Here is a 16,798-nt window from a genome sequence, read left to right as displayed (position 1 = left end):
CGGTTCCAGCACGGCCATGGATCCGTCGGTGCGTTTCCAGCTGTTGGCCCAGTGCGGCGACTGTGGCCACGGTGACTGGCTCCGGTACGCCCCGCTGCGCATGTAGTTCGAGTAGACGGGGCACATTGGCCAACAGCGCCCACGCGCCGGCGAACAGTCCGACAGCTGGTGCATCCGACGGCACCGCAGGCCAGGACGCGAACCCGGACGGTGGAGTGCCTGTCCCAGGTCCCGCGCGAGCTCGCCGGCCAGTGCGGAGGTGATCGCCCACCAGTCCGGATCCCGTTCCGGGTCGGGACGGGCCGCGAGCATCTGTTGACGGTCCGCCGCTTGCACGCCGCAGTACGCCAGGAGTTCCTCCGCGTTGTCCGGCAACCGCAGCTCGTGATCCACCTCCTGCAGCCGGTTCCGGTCCCGCTCCGGGAAGCCCAGCCGCTCGGCCGCGCTCCTTGCATCCACCCTCAGCACATCCACCCTCAGCTCCTTCCGCCGCGTTCCCTCGACCCCATCACGGGCCGCCGCCCGCGCGCACACCGTTTGTGTCGGAGGTCACCCCTAGGCTCGTTCCGATCTCGACAACAAGGAGTGCGTGATGGCGAAGTTCGGTCGGTCCGACGATCTGAAGGGCGCGGAGTTCTTCGAGGTGAACCTGCACGGCGCGCGGTTCCTCGAGTGCGATCTGTCCGGCGTGGTGATGCGCGGCGTCGACATCCAGGCGGGCGACATCGATTCACCCTGGCTGGGTGAGGTCGGCGGCAGTCTGAAGGTCAACGGGATCGAGGTAGCGCCGTATGTCGACGCCGAGCTCAACCGGCGGTTCCCAGGCCGGGCGGACCGGTTCGCGCCGGAGCCGGACGGTCTGCGCGCAGCCTGGGCCGCGGTCGAGCGTACCTGGACCGCGCTGGCCGATCGGGTCGCTGCCATGCCGGAGGGCACGGTCGACGCGTCGGTGGGAGGCGAGTGGTCGTTCGCCCAGACGCAGCGGCATCTGGTGCACGCCACGGACGTCTGGCTGGGCCGTGCGATTCTGCAGGTCGAGCAGCCGTTCCACCGGTTCGGGCTGCCCCACGACAGCTCCAGCTTGGACCAGTCCGTCTTCGCCGCGGAGCCCCCGACGTACGCGGAAGTGCTGGAAGCTCGCGCCGACCGGGTCGGCATGGTGCGCGACTACCTCGCGGCCGTCACCTCGGAGCTGCTCGACGAACCACGGAAGAACCCGTGGTCCCCGGACAACACCATGACCGTCCGCGCCTGCCTGCACGTGATCCTCGGCGAGGAGTGGGAGCACTACCGCTTCATCTCCCGCGACCTGGACACCCTGCCGACCTGAGCACAGTGCGCCGCGGGGCCTCGAGCCGGCCCCGCGGCGACAGCGGTCAGATCAGCTCTGGGTCGCGCATGAACTTGCGGACGTCCTGCGCGCACTGGCAGGCGGCCGCGACCTTCGCTGCCCACTTCAGGGCCTCTTCCCGGGTCGGCACGTCGACAATCGTCACGCCGCCGATCAGTTCCTTGCTCTCCGGGTACGGGCCGTCCGTCACCAGCCCGTCGACCGCCACCACGGCCGGCTCGACCTCAGCGTCGTCGTCGCTGAACCCGCCTGCGAAGACGAACACCCCGGCGGCCTCGGCTTCCCGAATCACCGCGTGCGCCGCCCGCCCCACCGCGGGCAGGTCGGCCGCGGGGATGTGGTCCATCGCGCCCCGGTCGAACGAAATCAAGTACTGCGCCATCACGCCGCTCCTAGTCCCGGCAGCCACCTTCGGCCGCCACTCACCCCTGCAACGAACAGCCGAACCCGAATCCGACAGGTCAGGTTCGTACTGGACGGTAGCGGACGTTGATCTCGACCGAGGGGTCCTCGCCGTTGAGCAACTCGAGCCGGATCGGCGACCCACCCGGGTTGTCGAACAAGCGCACCCCGTCGCCAAGCAGAACCGGCGCGATGTGCAGGTCGATCTCGTCGATCAGCCCGCGCTCGAGCAACTGCCGGCCGATCGAGGCGGAGAGAATCTCGAGGTTCTTGCCCCCGGCCGCCTCCAGCCCGATCCGGACCGCCTCGGCCACATCGCAGTTCAGGAACGTGGTGTTCGCGCTCGGCGGAGCGTCCTCCGGATGATGGGTGAGCACGAACACCGACCCCTCCCAAGCACCCCCGTACGTCGTGCCGGCGTCAGGGTAGGCGTCAAACCCGTCGCGTCCGCCGAGAACAGCACCGGTTGTCTCCACGTACTCCTGGATCAGGCCCGGCCGCGAGGCGGTCACCCCGGCCAGCCAGCCCATCCCGTGGTCAGGACCGGCAACAAACCCGTCCAACGACATCGAGAAGTGCCAGAGCACCTTCCCAGCAGCAGTCTGCGGCTCAGTATCCGGAAGCGAGGTCATCAATTCTCCAAGGTGTTCTTTGTGAAGGCTTTGTCCCGAACGATCCTGGTTGGCGGCGGACCGAGGATCAACGAGCAAATCCGCGCGATTGATCAGCGGAACTGAATAATGTGGCCATGGAGCGACAGGACATCGAGGTGTTCCTCGCACTGGCGGAGGAGTTGCACTTCGCCCGCACCGCCGAGCGCCTCCGGCTGACACCAGCCGCGGTCAGCCAGTCCCTCAAGCGGGTAGAACGCCGAGTCGGCGCTCCACTGTTCACCAGAACCACCCGACGCGTCGACCTGACCCCGCTGGGCAGACAGTTCCATGCAGACTTGGAGCCGGCGTACGCGCAGGTCCAGGCCGCGATCGCCCGAGCCGTCTCCACCGCCCACGGACTGAGCGGAAACCTACGACTGGGCTACATGTCCGCCGCCGTGACCAGCCCACTACTAGCCCTGGTCGACAGCTTCCGCGCCCAGACCCCCGACATCTCCGTGAGCATCCAGGAAACCACCCTGGCCGACCTGTACGGACCACTGCGCCGCGCCGAGGTCGACTTATGCGTACTCCCGCTCCCCGTCGCCGAACCAGACCTGACCACCGGCCCCACCCTGCTGTCCGAGGCCGCCCTACTGGCAGTTCCAACCACCCACCGGCTCGCCCGCCTCACCTCGATCACCCCCGCCGACCTCGGCGACGAGCCGTTCCTCTTCGCCCAGAACCTCCCCCAGTACTGGATCGGCCACCACCTACCGGCAACGGCGTCATCCGCACGAACCACCAGGCTCGCCGGCTTCCAGGAAGTCCTGGCCTACGTCGCCTCCGGCCACGGCGTCGCCGTAGTAGGCGACCAAACCAGCCGCCTGTACCCCCGCCCCGGCCTAACCTGCGTACCCCTGGAAGCCACCGCCCGCTTCGACTACGCCCTCACTTGGCGCACCGACGCCATCCCGCCACTAGCCAGCGCCTTCCTAACCCACGCCACCACCTGATCCCCCTGTCGCTCGAGGTTCAGAAGCGGCCAACAACTCTGCTGAAGAACTTCCACTCGGAGTCAGTAGGCACCCACACAGATGTCCGTCGACGGTGCGAGCGGAGGGTGTGGGATTCGAACCCACGATGACGGTCACCCGCCATACCGGTTTTCAAGACCAGCGCACTCGGCCACTATGCGAACCCTCCCGGCGGTTGTCGCCGAGGGTCGAGAATAGCGCAGGGCTGTCGATGGGAGGTCAGTGCGCCGGTCTTGAAAGCCGGTATGGTCTTCGCAAGACGGCGGACGAGCCGCCGCGGGGTACGGACGGAGGTGGGAGCGATGTCTCGGTCTTTCGAGGTCATGGCACACACCGTCCGGTCAGCGGGCTGACAGGCAGCTGACCGGGCCCAACCGGCGTATGCCGGTGTCCCATTGGCTCGTCATGCCCTCAGGAGCTCCACTCATGCCTTCTCTTGGCGCGCTCGTGTTTCCGGTCGAGCTTGGATCGGACTTTCGGAAGATCTGGCCGGCCGCGATCATTTCCAACCTCGGCGACGGCGCCCTGCTCGCCGCAGGCCCGTTGCTGGTCGCCTCCATCACCACTGCGCCGGCTGCGGTCGGCGCGGCGGCGTTCGTGCAGCAGCTGCCCTGGTTGCTGTTCGCCCTGTTCAGCGGCGCACTGGTCGACCGCCTCGACCGGCGGCTGATGATCGTTGCCGCTGACCTCTTTCGTGCTGGTGTACTGGTTGCACTTGGTGTCGCCGTACTAGTCGGCACCGCACCGCTCTGGGCTGTCTACACCGCGCTGTTCTTGCTCGGTACCGCAGAAACCCTTGCAGACAACGCATCGGGCGCATTGCTCGTCAGCGCCGTACCGAAAGCTCACCTCGGCAAGGCGAACTCTCGTCTCTTCGCCAGCAGCACAGTGCTCCAACAACTCGGTGGACCGCCGCTAGGTGCTCTCCTGTTCGCTGCAGGTGCCGGTGTACCGCTGGTGTTCGACGCCATCACGTTTGCGGCCGCTGCTGCGCTCATCGCCCGCGTCACCGTACGTCCGCCGCTACCAGCTCAGTCCACTCGTACTGCGCTCTTGGACGAGGTCCGGGAGGGCGTGCGCTGGCTCTGGCAGCATTCAGGTGTACGTACGCTCGCTCTGTCCATTCTGGTCATGAACATCACCTTCTGCGCCGCGTTCGCGACCTGGGTGCTGTTTGCCCGTGAGCGGCTCGGGCTGAGCGACACACAGTTCGGTCTGCTGATCTCAGTCGGTGCGATCGGCGGCGTACTCGGTATGCCGGTCTACCACTTCCTGGAGCCGCGCGTTGGCTCACTGACACTGCTCCGCGCCGGTCTGGTGATCGAGACGGCGGTCCACCTCGTACTGGCGCTGACCCGGAACCCGTGGGTCGCCGGAGCGACTATGGCCATCTTCGGCGTGCACGCTGTGGTGTGGGGCATCGTGTCGACCACAGCGCGTCAACTGGCTACACCGGAGCAGCTGATGGGTCGGGTGAACAGCACGTACCTGTTGGCCGCAGTAGGCGGCGCAGCGATCGGCTCCGCGCTGGGTGGCGTACTGGCGCAACGCTTCGGTCTGGCAGCGCCCTTCGCGATCTCCTGCGTCGCGATGGTGCTGATGACTGTGATCGCCTGGCGGCCGCTCCGGAACGTCTCGGTACGACCGGAGCCGGCTGTGGACTGAAATCGGATGGAATGGTCTGGCGAGCGCTTGCTAGGGTTCGCCAGCCCCCAACCACCGATTCGGAGCGCTTCGCCATGCCTGCAGCCACCTCACTCGGCCTACCGAACGTACGCGGCCGAGTACCGCTGCTGGCCGGCCTGGCGATCGACTCGTTCGGCGGCGGCTGTGCGGCGCCGCTCCTGCTCCTGTACTTCACCAAGGTCGCCGGCATCCCCCTCGGTACGGCTGGTGTGGTGCTGACTGTCGCCACGCTGTTCTCCGTCGCCGCACCGGCTGTTGTCGGCCTGGTGATCGACCGTGTAGGACCGCGCAGCCTTGTCGTGGCTGCCCAGTTCGCTCAGGGACTGGCCTTCACCGGCTTCTTCTTCGGCCGGTCGGTCTGGCTGTTGTTCCTGTGCTCACTGGTGATGACCACTGGGCAGCGGGTGTTCTGGTCGGCGATCTTCAGCTTGCTCGCGGACGTGGCGGACGAGGGAGATCGAGACAAGTGGTTCGGGCTGGGCGGCATGATGCAGGCCGGCGGCTTCGCGATCGGCGCGCTGGTTGCGGGTTGGCTGCTCGCGGTCGGCGGCAATACGCCGTTCCTGGTCGCGATGGCCGCAAACGCGGTGACGTTCTACCTCGCCGGCCTGCTGCTCCTGCGGCTGCACCCGTCGCACCACGAGCGGACCAAGCCGGACGGCGGTGCGGCGCCGCAACTGCGCAAGGACAGGCCATTCCTGGCACTGATCGGTGCCAACACGTTGCTGGCGCTCTGCACGATGATGCTCGGCGTCGGCGTACCGGTGTACGTGACCGAAGCGTTGACGGTGCCGAAGTGGTTGGTCGGCGTACTGATCGCCGCCACGTCGGTGGTGCTGGCAACGGGACAGACGCTTGTCGTACGGCACACCGAACAGCGTCGGCGTACGAACGTCATGGTCGTCGCGGGCATCACGTACGCGGCGTGGGCGGTCCTGATGGCGCTGCAACTGCACATCGCCGCGGCGCTGGTCGTACCGGCGCTGGTGCTGGCGACTGCGTGTTACGCGTTCGCCGACGTACTGCATGCGGCGACGAACAACGCGCTGTCAGCCGCTGTTGCACCGGAGGTCGGGCGGGGGAAGTACTTGTCGTACTGGCAGTACTCGTTCACGTTCGCGAGCGTGCTGGCGCCGGGGTTCTTCGCACAGCTCTTCGAGGTGCACCACGAGCTGCCGTGGCTCGTTCTCGCGCTGCTCGCACTGGTCGCGAGCGTGACGATCTACGTCCTGGCCCGGGTCTCGCCGCGGTTCAGCACCGAGCGGATCTGATCCGATTTTCCTGACCTGTCAGGATGCGTTGCGCCTGATCGAACATCTGTTCTAATGTTGCTCCCAGTTCGCGGTTCTCCACCCCGGATGGTCCGCCGGACCGAGCCTCCCACCTGTGATGTGGACGGCCCGGAGGACACCGCCGCCCGGGTTTGTGAGGACCCGGGCAGTGGAGAGTTCGCGCTATCAGAGTTCGCATCGTGGAGAGTCCGCAAACACCGTTGGGTACAAGCTGGAGCGAGGTGATCAGGCTACGAGAGGACACCGACAATGCTGCTGGAACACCGCGGCCGCCAGCCGGTCGTGCCCGAATCCGCGTCCGTTGCCCCATCCGCCGTGCTCTGCGGTGCCGTCGTCCTCGGCGAAGGCAGCAGAGTCCTGCACGGGGCGGTGCTGACCGCGGAGGACGGCGAGGTGAGACTCGGCGAGAACAGTGTGGTGATGGAGAACGCCCTGGTACGCGGGCGATCCGGCCATCCGGCGCTGATCGGCGACGCGGTCCTGGTAGGTCCCCATGCACACGTGAACGGCGCCACGGTCGAGGACGAAGTCTTCATCGCCACGGGCGCCGCGTTGTTCCCCGGTTCGGTCGCCGGCGCAGGCGCCGAGCTCCGGATCAACAGCGTGCTGCACGTCAACTCGCACCTGGAAGCAGGCACGGTCCTCCCGATCGGATGGATCGCCGTCGGCAACCCCGCGCGGCTCTTCGCTCCGGACCGGCACGAGGAGCTGTGGCAGATCCAACGCGAGCTGGACTTCCCCGGGACGGTGTACGGCGTGCCACGCGGTACGGCCCAGCGCGAGGTGATGGCACGACAATCAAGCTTCTACGGCACGCACCAGGACGACCGCGTGCTGGATGACCCGAGCTGAGCCGGGTTGGGCGCGTTGACGTGGGCCGGGATGCTTCTGGTCAGTTGGTCAGTTGGTCAGTTGGTCAGTTGGTCAGGTGGTGGAGTTCGAAGCGGCGGATTTGGGTGGGAGAGGAGCCTGCGCAGGTCAGCCGGGCGTTGACGGTGTCGAAGTGCGCCGACAGTTCGATCGTGATCGGGCCGGTGGTGGATGCGAGGAGGATTCGCCAACGGTTGCCCGGAAGTTCCTCGACGGTACGCGGAAGGAGATTGTCGACAGACGGTGCATGACCGGCGGCACGGGCGAAGTGCTGAGCAGCCTGTACGGGCGGGATGAACACTCCTGATCCACGGAGGAGATCAGGTACGACAACCCCCGCCGCATCCTGCTCGACCAGCTCGACGACCCGATCGGGTGAAACCTGCCCATAGAACAGGCCGTTCGGCAACGTGACCACGTTCGCCGCGAACCGATCACCCCCGATGTGGCTGCATTCCCAAGTCCGTTCCGGGTACGCGGCGGCAAGTGCCGCCGCCACCGGTCGCCCCCACACCGCGCAACAGGCGTCGTGGCGCCCATGCGTACACACGAGATAGACGGGCTCGCTGCTGACGGTCCCCACTTCCCGCCCAGCAAGCACATCCAGCAGTTGCTCGTCCGCTGCCAGCTGCCCCCAGCGCACCACCCGCTGCCCCACACGACAATCCACCAACCCCCACCGCCGCCCCAGCTGTCCGCTCTGCTCGTCAGGGCCCTGGACGCCCGGCTCGGCTGGTGGAAGGTCAGCTCGCGCGTAGCGTCCGTAGCGCCGGATGAGCACCGGCCGGATGCCGAGCTCCCGGCAGGCGCGTCCAACCTCATCGCCCAGCGCCCGCTCCATCCCAGTTGCTGACTGGAGTGACGAGAGCGCCTGCCGCGGCCAGCCCGCCCGATTCTCGATCAGCAACCACCGTGGCGCCGGCGGAGCAGTCGCCACCAGTGAGTCCCGTCGTACCAGGGCCCGAGCCGCGCAGCCCGTCTCGACTCGGTACCGCCCTTCGCTAGCCTCCACGCCACCTCACAACCTGGTCACCGACCATCAGTACCTTGCAGTGCTCATTGGTCTGTGGTTACAAGGACTGCTTCGGTTAGTAGGCGACGTACCAGGACTAGTTGGTCCGCCTCGTCCAGCCCGGGCAGGTCACCGACCTTGTAGTCGGTGCCGGAGGTCAGAGCTTCTAGCGCGACTGCGGTTGACGGCGGGAACGTGATGGTGCGGTCCGGGAGCTGCAGGACGTACGGGTCGCCCGCGACCAGCCGCCAGCGGAGTCCGGGCCGTAGGCGGACTGTCGTACCAACCGCTAGGGATGCGATCGATGCGGCGTGTGCCAGCGGGCGGAGTGGGGCTGGGCGGTTGCCGGTCCAGGTGCGTACGCGGAGGCGTGCGGCCAGCGCATCGGGCGAAGCGGACTGGATCTCCTGGGTGAGCAGCTCGATCACCTCCGGGAGTACCTGCGCCAGCTGCTCCGGATCACCCGGGTCGAAACCGAGCGGCAGCGCGGTACGAAGTGCAGGTTGGTTGGCGGCAAGCGCAGCGAGCTCCTGCACGAGCAGGTACCGGGTCAGCGTGTGCAGCCCAACGGTCAGGTGCGCGCTGACTCCGCCGAGTGCTTTGGCTGAGTGCAGAAAACCGCGTGGTACGTACAGCGCATCGCCCGGCCGCAGTACGTCGTCAACCACCGGCGGCTGATCACGCGCTGCCGCCGCGACTGCTTGCGCGTGGTCGGTCCACGGCTGGGTACGCAATGGGTCGACGTGAACCGGCTCGTGGACGGTCCAGTGCTTCTCGCCCGCTACTTGTAGGACGAAGACGTCGTGTACGTCGTAGTGCGCTGCGAAGCCTTGTGATTCTGGTGGAGTGATGTACGCGTTGATCTGTACTGGATGCGCCGCGTCGGTCGACAGCTGGGTGGCGAAGTCGACTAGTGCGGGCCAGGTCCGGTGCAGCGCTTGGAGTACTACCGTGTGACCGCTGGCGAACAGCGCCGCCACCTTGTCGTCGCGGACCTGGTCGGCAACCTCAGCTCCCACACCAGCGGATCCGGTGAACTGACTGTCGCCGACAACCGCTCCGTTCTTGGCGATGCGCAGAAAGGGCGTGCGTAGGCCGCGGCGTGATAGGAGTTCGTCTACCGCGTCGAGGCTGAACAGGTCGTCGTACGGCGCGGGGAGACCAGCCGCTCGAGACAAGAGCGCCCGCCGGCCCCAGTACCTGTTCGCGAACTCTCCCAGCTCCCCAGCCACACACCGCCGAAGCGCCGGCTGATCCTTCACCACACCACCCACCCCACACCCGCGCTCGGTTCGATGACGTGCCCACGGCCCTCTCGACTCAAGCCGCTTGGTTTGGTGAAGTGCGTTCGGGTTGGGGTGGTGGGGTGCCGGAGGGCCGGGGTCGTGGTGCGGCGGGACTCAGGCTCGTCCGGCACTCTGCTCACCAGCTTCCGGAGTTACCGCCACCGCCGGAACCACCGCCGGACTCACCCGAACCACCCGAGCCACCGCCGTAGCCGCCTTCACCGGAGCCCCCTCCGCCAGCTCCACCATCGGCGCCACCATCCTGAGTGCCCTGGGAAGCCCCACCATCAGCCGGCCCTTCACCGCCGCGACCGCCGGACTCACCCGAGCCCGAGCCCGAGCCCGAGCCACCGCCATAGCCGCCTTCACCGGAGCCCCCTCCGCCAGCTCCACCGTCGGCGCCACCATCCTGAGTGCCCTGGGAAGCGCCGCCGTCGGCCGGGCCTTCACTCCCGCCGCCGCGCGAGCCGCCGCCTGCGCCACCGTCCGCACCGCCGTCGGCGCCCTGGTCCGAGCCGGAAGGATCGCCGTAACCGCCGGACGTGTTGCCGCCACCACCAGCGCCACCAGCACCGCCGCCGCGACCCACGCCGCCGTCTGCGCCGCCATCGGTCCCGCCAGGATTCGCGCCCCCGTCAGCCGGACCCTCGGTACCTGATGAGGAGGTGTTCATGTCGTCATCGTTCAAACCCATGGTGCTGCTCCCTTCGCGAACGGCCAGGAAGATGCCGGTTAGACGCCAGGACAAAGACATCAGGCACCCTGGTCATCCAGTACGCAAAGTGGACGTTCGCTAAACCCTCGAAGCGTTACAGCGCCAACTCAATCCAGCCGCATCGAAGAAACGACCGCAATTACTCACCGCACGAGATCCGCCAGCACCTTCACGAACCCATCGGTGACGTCTTCCGGACGCACGGCGATCCGCAGCCACTCCGCCCCCAACCCCGGGAACGTGTCACCCCGCCGCACCGCAAACCCCTGAGTACGAAGGGATTCCCGCAACCGTAACGCCTCGGCGACATGCACTAGTACGAACGGCGCCCGCGGCACGCCGTACATCGACAGTCCACCCGTCGTACCCAATCTGTCAATCAAATGGGCACGCTGCCGGTCGATGTCCAGCGCGGCCTGCGCCGATTCCGCGAGCGCACGCTCGTTGCTGCAGGCAATTGCCGCCGCGAGAGCAGGAGTGGACACCGGCCAGTGCGGCTGGACGGCGGCCAGCTGTTCGATCAGACCCGCGCCCGCGACCACGTACCCGACGCGCAACCCGGCGAGGCCCCACGTCTTGGTCAGGCTGCGGACGACGACCAGCCCGGGAATCGATCCGCCGACAAGCGACTCGGGTTCACCCGGTACGGCGTCCATGAACGCCTCGTCGACAACCAGGATGCGATCCGGGCGAGCGAGTTCGCGGAGCACGTCGGCCGGGTGCAGTACCGAAGTGGGGTTGGTCGGGTTGCCGATCACCACCAGGTCCGCGTCGGACGGGACGGCGGCCGGGTCCAGTACGAAACCGTTGTCCGGTCGCAGCAGCACCCGGTCGACCAGATGTCCCGCCGAGCGCAGCGCTGCCTCGGGCTCCGTGAACTGCGGATGCACCACGACCGGATGCCGCGGCCGGAACGCCCGCGCGATCAGCACGAAAGCCTCCGCGGCGCCGGCGGTCAGCAGTACCCGCTCCGGTGCGACGCCGTGCCGCCGTGCGACCGCAGCCAAAGCAGCGTCCTGGCGCGGGTATGCCGCCAGGTCCGTCAGGCTCGCTGTGATCGCGTCGAGCAGCCACGCGGGTGGCGTACCCGCGCGGACGTTGACCGCGAGGTCGATCAGCCCGTCGCCGACCTCGAGGTCACCGTGATGCTCCAGATCAAACCCATCTACCACGCTGAGGAGGCTAACTGCTCAGGGAGTCTTTCGGGACCAGCCGGTCCGCGTAATGGTCAGCGGGGCGTGACGGAGTACCGGCGGTTCTGCAGAGACGGGTTGCGCTTGCGTACGTCCGCCAACCGCTCAGCCGACACATCCGCGTACGCATGTCCGTCCGACTCACCTGCTGCCGCCACCGCAATGCCCTGCGGGTCGATGACCTGACTGAGACCGCAGTACTTCTTACCGTTCTGTGCGGCCGCGGCGACGTAGCAGGTGTTCTCCACTGCACGGGCGGTGAGCAGCGTGCTCCAGTGGTGCTCCTTGAGCGGTCCACGTACCCAGGCGGCCGGGACGACGAGTACCTCGGCTCCAGCGTCGATCAGTGCCCGGGACAGCTCCGGGAAGCGCAGGTCGTAGCAGGTCATCAGTCCGAGCGAGTGGTCACCTACCTGGATCACTACGGGCGCCACATCTCCCGGTGTGAGCTGGTCGGACTCCTTGTAACCGAACGCGTCGTACAGGTGGATCTTGCGGTACGCACCGAGCAGCGTGCCGTCCGCGCCAACAGCGAGCAGCGTGTTGTACGGCCGGTGCTCGTCGCAACTGCGCTCGAACATGCCGGCGACAATCGCCACGCCATGCTCGATCGCCGCCTTCCGGAGCGTCGCCACGAACTCACCGTCCAACGGCTCCGCCGCCTCCGCCACCGACTCACCTTCGACGGCGAAATCCGCCATCATCGCCTCGGGGAGTACGACGAGATCGGGCTGCCCTTTGGCGGCGTCGGCGACCAGGCGGGTGACCAGGTCCCGGTTGGCGGCCTTGTCATAGCTACTGGCGGTCTGCACCACGGCGATCCTCATCTCCCCATGGTGCCGCAGAAGTCGCGGCTTGAGCCTCACCCGGCGTCAGGACCTACCGTCGAACGCATGGACACCAACAGGACCTGGCGGGTCGGCGAACTCGCCGAAGCCACCGGGGTCAGCGTCCGGACGCTGCACCACTACGACGACATCGGGCTGCTCCGGCCGAGCGGGCGCAGCGGTTCGGGGCATCGGCAGTACGACGCGGCCGACGTACGCCGGCTGCACCGGGTTGTCGCGCTCCGTGGGTTCGGGCTGACGCTCGCGGAGATCGGCCAGGTGCTCGACGGAGAACTGGCTGATGCGCGGGGGCTCGTCCGTACGCAGCTCGAGGTTGTCGAAGAACAGCTCGCCGCGGCGGGCCGACTCAGGCAGCAGCTGCTCGGTGTCCTGGACGGGCTGGATCGCGCGCAGGAACCGTCCACCCAAACACTCATTCAACTGATCGAGGTGACGAACGCCATGAACCGCACGCTGACCCACGAGGAGTTCCAGGAGATGTCCGAACGACGACGACAGCTGACCGAGTCCCTCACCGCTGAGGAGCTTGATGCCATGCAGTCCCAACGCCGGCAGGCGACGGAAGCACTCAGCCCGAAAGAACGGGACCGCCTGCACGCCGTACGCCAATCCCTGATCCCAAAGGACTGACCCCCAGGGCATCTGCGGGGTTTGATTGATGTGCGCGACCGGGAGTGGTGGTCATCAGCCGCGCTCGTCTCGAACAAACGGCAGCTCGACAGGTAGTGCACCTCCGAGACGCCGTACACCCCGACCCCACCACGCTCAAGTGCACTACCACTCAACCCACACCTCCTGTCGACCCGCACATCACCACCCCCAGCAACAACCCCGACCGAGGGCACTTGCCAACCGTGGACAGAACCGCCGGGCGACGCGCCACTCAGTCACACGGCAGGTTGTCCCCTGAGATGGCGGGTTGGCCCTGGAATTTTCAGGGGGCAACCCGTCAGCTCAGGGGGCAAGCCAGTGACAGACTGCAGGGGTGGAGTTTGATGCGGTGGTGCTGGCCGGGGGTGGGTCGGTGCGGTTTGGTGGGGTGGACAAGGCGATGGTGGTGCTGGAGGGGGTGTCGTTGCTGGATCGGGTGTTGACGGCGACGGCTGATGCGGTGTCGACGGTGGTGGTGGGGGCGGTGCGGACGACGTACCGCGAGGTTGCGTGGACGGTGGAGGAACCGCCTGCAGGTGGGCCGGTCGCGGGGTTGGCGGCTGGGTTGGCGTACGGGGTGGCGCCGGTGGTCGTGGTCGTGAGCTGCGATCTGCCATGGATCACCCGCACTGATGTGACCACACTCGTCGAAGCCCTGAGCCAGGCTGACCGGGTGGATGGTTATGGGTTGCGTGATGCTGGTGGGCGGGAGCAGTGGTTGGCGGCTGCTTATCGGCGGGCCTCGCTCACCGAAGCGATTCGGCGGGTGGGTGATCCGCGGGACAAGTCGGTGCGGCGTACGCTCGCCGGTCTCGAGCTCGCCTGGACCGCGCCCACCCAAGCCGGCAACGACGTCGACACCTGGGCAGACCTCGACGCACCGTAAATCGCTGGACGACCCGCCTACGTTCAACCCATGGACGTTGCACAACTCGTACGTGACGTGACCGGGCTCGACGTCGCCGCGGTAAAGGAGCGCACCGGCGGCCAACTGAGCTCCGTGTACGAAGTGACCACCTCCGCCGCCCCCCTGATCGTCAAGGTGTACGCCCCGGACTGGCGATGGAAACAGTCCAAAGAAGTGCATGTGTACGACCTGCTCGCCCATCACCTACAAGAAGCAATCCCCAAGGTCGTACATGTAGCCGACGGAATCACCATTCTCACGAAACTCGACGGCGTACCCCTCTCCGAGCTCGACCCACCCGACTGGCGAGCCATGTACGCACAACTCGGCGCCCTGCTCCAGCGCATCCACACCATCGAACAACCCGAGTACGGCTACCTCACCGACCGGATCCTCGACCCGCTGCCGACCAACACCCAGTACATGCAGCGTCAATTCACCAAGAAACTAGCCGAGTTCGACCAGCTAGGCGGCGACAAAACCCTCAGCATCAAAATCGCACAACACGTTGACGACCACCAGCACATCTTCGCGGACAACACCGCACCATCCCTGTGCCACAACGATTTCCACGAAGGCAACATCCTCGTCGACCCACAAACCTGGCGCGTCACCGGCTTCATCGACGTAGAGAACGCCATCGCCGCCGACCCACTGATCGATCTCGCCAAAACCATCCAGTACTCGATCCGCGGCAACCCGGCCAAACTCGATGGGCTCACCGACGGCTACGGCCCCACGCCAACCGACCGAATCGACCTGTACCGGCTCTACCACTCCCTTGAACTATGGGACTGGTTCAGCTCGATAGGCGAAACCACTCACCTGGACAGCATCGCGAAGGACATGTCCGACCTGGTCGCGCGCTGAGGGGTAGGTTGGGCAGCATGCGAGCTGTCGTGTGTGCAGGAGCCGGCGGGATCGACGTGCTCGGGATCGGCGAGATCCCGGACCCGCAACCAGCCGTCGACGAGGTCATCATCGACGTGGTCGCCGCCGGCGTGAACCGTGCCGACCTGCTGCAACGGCAAGGCTCCTATCCCCCGCCACCAGGCGCTCCCGGCACGATCGGCCTCGAGGTGTCCGGCCGGATCGCCGCCGTCGGCGCCGAGGTCGAGGGCTGGTCGGTCGGCGACGAGTGCTGCGCCCTGCTGGCCGGCGGCGGGTACGCCGAGAAGGTCGCGGTCCCGGCGCCGCAGGTGATGCCCGTACCGGACGGTGTCGATCTGGTCAGTGCCGCCGCCCTTCCCGAGGTGGTCGCGACCGTGTGGTCGAACGTGTTCATGTCCGCGCATCTCAAGGAAGGCGAGACGCTGCTCGTCCACGGCGGCTCGTCCGGGATCGGCACCATGGCGATCCAGCTCGGCGTCGCGCACGGCGCCCGGGTCCTGACGACCGTCGGCAGCGCGGAGAAGATGGAGTTCTGTACGCGGCTCGGCGCGGATGTCGCGATCAACTACAAGGACGCGGAGTGGGCGTCCGTGGTGAACGAGGCGACGCATGGCGCGGGCGCGGACGTGATCCTGGACATCATCGGCGCCAAGTACCTCCCCGACAACGTGAAGTCGCTGGCGTACGACGGCCGCCTGGTCGTGATCGGGATGCAGGGCGGGGCGAAGGGCGAGCTGGATCTCGGCCGGCTGCTCAGCCGTCGTGGTTCGGTGATCGCGACCGGTCTGCGGTTCCGCTCGGTCGAGGACAAGGGCCGGATCATCGCCGAGGTCGTCGGCCACGTCTGGCCGCTGGTCGAGGCGAAGAAGGTCCGCCCGATCGTGCACTCGACCTTCCCACTCGCCGAGGTGGCGGCGGCGCACGAGACCCTCGAACAGTCCACCCAGCTGGGCAAGGTCCTGCTAACTCTGTAGATTCGCCGCCACCCATTCCGGGTCCGGCTCGACCAGCTGGATCACGTCGAGCCAGGTCCCAGCCGGGTCGCGGACGAAGAAGTGCCGCTGCCCGAACGGTTCGGTGACCGGGTCGCTCTCCAGCTGTACGCCGCCGGCACGCAATGCGTCGGCGATCTTGTCCACGTCCTCGACGACGAAGCCGAAGACGTTCGTGCTCTCGGTCAGCGCCGACACCGCCGCGGGGACGGTCGGATGACCGCGCTCGCACACCGCGAGCTCCCAGTCGGCCGTACCGCGCCGGACCGTGATGAACCAGCCGAGGTCGATCCCGACCTGCAGGTCCAGGTACTGCGTGTAGAAGGCGGCGACCTCCGCAGGCCGATCGGTGACGATGGTCGCGCCGAATACCGCGGGTTGCATACATTCTCCTGACTACTACAGCTGTTGTTGTTGTGTACGACAGTTGTAGTGCATGCTCTGCTAGCCTGTCAACATGCCCCGGAACCCGGAACGCCGTACGCAGCTCGCCGACGCCGGTCTCACCGTCCTTGCGGAGGCGGGCGCCCGCGGCCTGACGCATCGCGCCGTCGATGCCGCCGCCGGACTCCCGGCCGGTACGGCCTCCAACTACTTCAAGACCCGCGACGCCCTCCTCGGCGCACTGGGTGAGCGCATCTTCGAGCGTCTCGCGCCGGACGAGGCAGTGATCGAGCCGCTGGCCAAGCGCGAGCCAGGGATCGAGCTGATGATCGATTACGTCCGCTACATCGTCGAGCGGCTACTCAACCGCCCCGAACTTTCCCTCGCGCTGCTCGAGCTGCGCCTGGAGGCAGTCCGGCGCCCCGGTCTGCACGAGATCCTCTCCCGCACGCTCCGGCAGGGCTTCGACCTGGACGTCGCCTACAACGCCAACGCCGGCCTCCCGGGCGGCGCCGAGGAGATCCGGTTGCTGCATTTCGCCATCGACGGGCTCGTCCTCGATCAACTCACGCCCGGTACCGGCAGGCCGTACGACGTCGACACGATCACCGCCCGGCTGGTCCGCCGGCTGGTCCGGGAGGACTGACCGAGGATTGACGGGAGAATACCGAGTATGCATACTCGGTAT

The 16,798-nt window shown here is 67.1% G+C and carries 18 protein-coding genes, 1 tRNA gene and 2 pseudogenes; 10 read left to right on the top strand and 11 right to left on the bottom strand.

The window, feature by feature from the left end:
• Positions 1–40 precede the first annotated feature (40 nt).
• Together ABD260_RS37575 and ABD260_RS37570 are read right to left on the bottom strand one after the other, a co-directional pair.
• Positions 41–124 (bottom strand): annotated as a pseudogene (locus tag ABD260_RS37575) (hypothetical protein); the annotation flags it as partial.
• Positions 125–213: 89 nt separating this feature from the next.
• A pseudogene (locus ABD260_RS37570) lies at positions 214–393 on the bottom strand (acyltransferase domain-containing protein); the annotation flags it as partial.
• Positions 394–592: 199 nt separating this feature from the next.
• On the opposite strand from ABD260_RS37570, the gene ABD260_RS13790 reads away from it, so the two are divergent.
• Positions 593–1,330, top strand: coding sequence for a DinB family protein (locus ABD260_RS13790; protein ID WP_344233863.1), 738 nt, complete (start codon positions 593–595; stop codon positions 1,328–1,330).
• Between the two features lie 46 nt (positions 1,331–1,376).
• Here ABD260_RS13790 and ABD260_RS13785 read toward each other — a convergent pair whose 3' ends face one another.
• Together ABD260_RS13785 and ABD260_RS13780 are read right to left on the bottom strand one after the other, a co-directional pair.
• Positions 1,377–1,733 carry a YciI family protein gene (locus ABD260_RS13785; protein ID WP_344233862.1) on the bottom strand — a complete coding sequence of 119 codons (357 nt, stop codon included), beginning with the start codon at positions 1,731–1,733 and terminating at the stop codon, positions 1,377–1,379.
• A gap of 79 nt (positions 1,734–1,812) precedes the next feature.
• A complete protein-coding gene (locus ABD260_RS13780; RefSeq protein ID WP_344233861.1) occupies positions 1,813–2,385 on the bottom strand; it encodes a dihydrofolate reductase family protein in 573 nt (190 codons plus the stop codon).
• 116 nt (positions 2,386–2,501) lie between these two features.
• Here ABD260_RS13780 and ABD260_RS13775 point away from each other — a divergent pair, with 116 nt between their 5' ends.
• Positions 2,502–3,362 carry a LysR family transcriptional regulator gene (locus ABD260_RS13775; protein WP_344233860.1) on the top strand — a complete coding sequence of 287 codons (861 nt, stop codon included), beginning with the start codon at positions 2,502–2,504 and terminating at the stop codon, positions 3,360–3,362.
• Positions 3,363–3,463: 101 nt separating this feature from the next.
• On the opposite strand, the gene ABD260_RS13770 is transcribed toward ABD260_RS13775, so the two are convergent.
• Positions 3,464–3,552, bottom strand: a tRNA-Ser gene (locus tag ABD260_RS13770).
• Positions 3,553–3,809: 257 nt separating this feature from the next.
• Here ABD260_RS13770 and ABD260_RS13765 point away from each other — a divergent pair.
• From ABD260_RS13765 to ABD260_RS13755, 3 genes are all read left to right on the top strand, one after another.
• Entirely contained in the window at positions 3,810–5,048 is a 1,239-nt protein-coding gene (locus tag ABD260_RS13765) for an MFS transporter (RefSeq protein WP_344233859.1), read from the top strand.
• A gap of 74 nt (positions 5,049–5,122) precedes the next feature.
• On the top strand, positions 5,123–6,340 hold the full coding sequence (locus ABD260_RS13760; RefSeq protein WP_344233858.1) for an MFS transporter: 1,218 nt from the start codon (positions 5,123–5,125) through the stop codon (positions 6,338–6,340).
• Positions 6,341–6,610: 270 nt separating this feature from the next.
• Entirely contained in the window at positions 6,611–7,213 is a 603-nt protein-coding gene (locus ABD260_RS13755; protein WP_344233857.1) for a gamma carbonic anhydrase family protein, read from the top strand.
• 64 nt (positions 7,214–7,277) lie between these two features.
• Here ABD260_RS13755 and ABD260_RS13750 read toward each other — a convergent pair whose 3' ends face one another.
• The 5 genes from ABD260_RS13750 to ABD260_RS13730 form a co-directional block, all read right to left on the bottom strand.
• On the bottom strand, positions 7,278–8,168 hold the full coding sequence (locus tag ABD260_RS13750; protein ID WP_344233856.1) for a sucrase ferredoxin: 891 nt from the start codon (positions 8,166–8,168) through the stop codon (positions 7,278–7,280).
• Between the two features lie 119 nt (positions 8,169–8,287).
• Complete coding sequence (locus tag ABD260_RS13745) at positions 8,288–9,505, bottom strand: cupin domain-containing protein (protein WP_344233854.1); 1,218 nt, start codon at positions 9,503–9,505, stop codon at positions 8,288–8,290.
• 138 nt (positions 9,506–9,643) lie between these two features.
• Positions 9,644–10,138, bottom strand: coding sequence for a hypothetical protein (locus ABD260_RS13740; protein ID WP_344233853.1), 495 nt, complete (start codon positions 10,136–10,138; stop codon positions 9,644–9,646).
• Between the two features lie 249 nt (positions 10,139–10,387).
• The gene (gene cobC / locus ABD260_RS13735) at positions 10,388–11,416 is read right to left on the bottom strand and encodes an Rv2231c family histidinol phosphate aminotransferase CobC (RefSeq protein WP_344233852.1); all 1,029 of its coding nucleotides are present in this window, start codon (positions 11,414–11,416) and stop codon (positions 10,388–10,390) included.
• Between the two features lie 56 nt (positions 11,417–11,472).
• The gene (locus ABD260_RS13730) at positions 11,473–12,264 is read right to left on the bottom strand and encodes a carbon-nitrogen hydrolase family protein (protein ID WP_344233851.1); all 792 of its coding nucleotides are present in this window, start codon (positions 12,262–12,264) and stop codon (positions 11,473–11,475) included.
• 66 nt (positions 12,265–12,330) lie between these two features.
• Here ABD260_RS13730 and ABD260_RS13725 point away from each other — a divergent pair, with 66 nt between their 5' ends.
• From ABD260_RS13725 to ABD260_RS13710, 4 genes are all read left to right on the top strand, one after another.
• Positions 12,331–12,915, top strand: coding sequence for a MerR family transcriptional regulator (locus ABD260_RS13725; RefSeq protein WP_344233850.1), 585 nt, complete (start codon positions 12,331–12,333; stop codon positions 12,913–12,915).
• Between the two features lie 355 nt (positions 12,916–13,270).
• Positions 13,271–13,822: a molybdenum cofactor guanylyltransferase gene (gene mobA, locus ABD260_RS13720; RefSeq protein WP_344233849.1), complete on the top strand. Its 552-nt coding sequence runs from the start codon at positions 13,271–13,273 to the stop codon at positions 13,820–13,822.
• A 30-nt stretch (positions 13,823–13,852) separates the two neighbouring features.
• Positions 13,853–14,713 carry an aminoglycoside phosphotransferase family protein gene (locus tag ABD260_RS13715; RefSeq protein WP_344233848.1) on the top strand — a complete coding sequence of 287 codons (861 nt, stop codon included), beginning with the start codon at positions 13,853–13,855 and terminating at the stop codon, positions 14,711–14,713.
• Between the two features lie 17 nt (positions 14,714–14,730).
• A complete protein-coding gene (locus ABD260_RS13710) occupies positions 14,731–15,708 on the top strand; it encodes an NAD(P)H-quinone oxidoreductase (protein ID WP_344233847.1) in 978 nt (325 codons plus the stop codon).
• Here ABD260_RS13710 and ABD260_RS13705 read toward each other — a convergent pair.
• Positions 15,697–16,110 (bottom strand): VOC family protein, encoded by a 414-nt coding sequence (locus ABD260_RS13705; protein WP_344233846.1) that lies wholly within the window; start codon positions 16,108–16,110, stop codon positions 15,697–15,699. The genes ABD260_RS13710 and ABD260_RS13705 overlap by 12 nt on opposite strands.
• 73 nt (positions 16,111–16,183) lie before the next feature.
• Here ABD260_RS13705 and ABD260_RS13700 point away from each other — a divergent pair, with 73 nt between their 5' ends.
• On the top strand, positions 16,184–16,756 hold the full coding sequence (locus ABD260_RS13700; protein ID WP_344233845.1) for a TetR/AcrR family transcriptional regulator: 573 nt from the start codon (positions 16,184–16,186) through the stop codon (positions 16,754–16,756).
• Positions 16,757–16,798 lie beyond the last annotated feature (42 nt).

This window comes from Kribbella hippodromi (assembly GCF_039531045.1).
GTDB classification, from domain to species: Bacteria; Actinomycetota; Actinomycetes; order Propionibacteriales; family Kribbellaceae; genus Kribbella; species Kribbella hippodromi.
This window is presented reverse-complemented; position numbering and strand designations above follow the sequence as displayed.

Bases quoted from the DNA above. Each gene is read 5' to 3' on its own strand.
- ABD260_RS13775 (WP_344233860.1), top strand. From the start codon at position 2,502: ATGGAGCGACAGGACATCGAGGTGTTCCTCGCACTGGCGGAGGAGTTG.
- ABD260_RS13760 (WP_344233858.1), top strand. From the start codon at position 5,123: ATGCCTGCAGCCACCTCACTCGGCCTACCGAACGTACGCGGCCGAGTA.
- ABD260_RS13705 (WP_344233846.1), bottom strand. From the start codon at position 16,110: ATGCAACCCGCGGTATTCGGCGCGACCATCGTCACCGATCGGCCTGCG.
- ABD260_RS13765 (WP_344233859.1), top strand. From the start codon at position 3,810: ATGCCTTCTCTTGGCGCGCTCGTGTTTCCGGTCGAGCTTGGATCGGAC.
- ABD260_RS13700 (WP_344233845.1), top strand. From the start codon at position 16,184: ATGCCCCGGAACCCGGAACGCCGTACGCAGCTCGCCGACGCCGGTCTC.
- ABD260_RS13790 (WP_344233863.1), top strand. From the start codon at position 593: ATGGCGAAGTTCGGTCGGTCCGACGATCTGAAGGGCGCGGAGTTCTTC.
- ABD260_RS13710 (WP_344233847.1), top strand. From the start codon at position 14,731: ATGCGAGCTGTCGTGTGTGCAGGAGCCGGCGGGATCGACGTGCTCGGG.
- ABD260_RS13725 (WP_344233850.1), top strand. From the start codon at position 12,331: ATGGACACCAACAGGACCTGGCGGGTCGGCGAACTCGCCGAAGCCACC.
- ABD260_RS13755 (WP_344233857.1), top strand. From the start codon at position 6,611: ATGCTGCTGGAACACCGCGGCCGCCAGCCGGTCGTGCCCGAATCCGCG.
- ABD260_RS13730 (WP_344233851.1), bottom strand. From the start codon at position 12,264: ATGAGGATCGCCGTGGTGCAGACCGCCAGTAGCTATGACAAGGCCGCC.
- ABD260_RS13740 (WP_344233853.1), bottom strand. From the start codon at position 10,138: ATGGCGGCGCAGACGGCGGCGTGGGTCGCGGCGGCGGTGCTGGTGGCG.
- ABD260_RS13785 (WP_344233862.1), bottom strand. From the start codon at position 1,733: ATGGCGCAGTACTTGATTTCGTTCGACCGGGGCGCGATGGACCACATC.
- ABD260_RS13715 (WP_344233848.1), top strand. From the start codon at position 13,853: ATGGACGTTGCACAACTCGTACGTGACGTGACCGGGCTCGACGTCGCC.
- ABD260_RS13780 (WP_344233861.1), bottom strand. From the start codon at position 2,385: ATGACCTCGCTTCCGGATACTGAGCCGCAGACTGCTGCTGGGAAGGTG.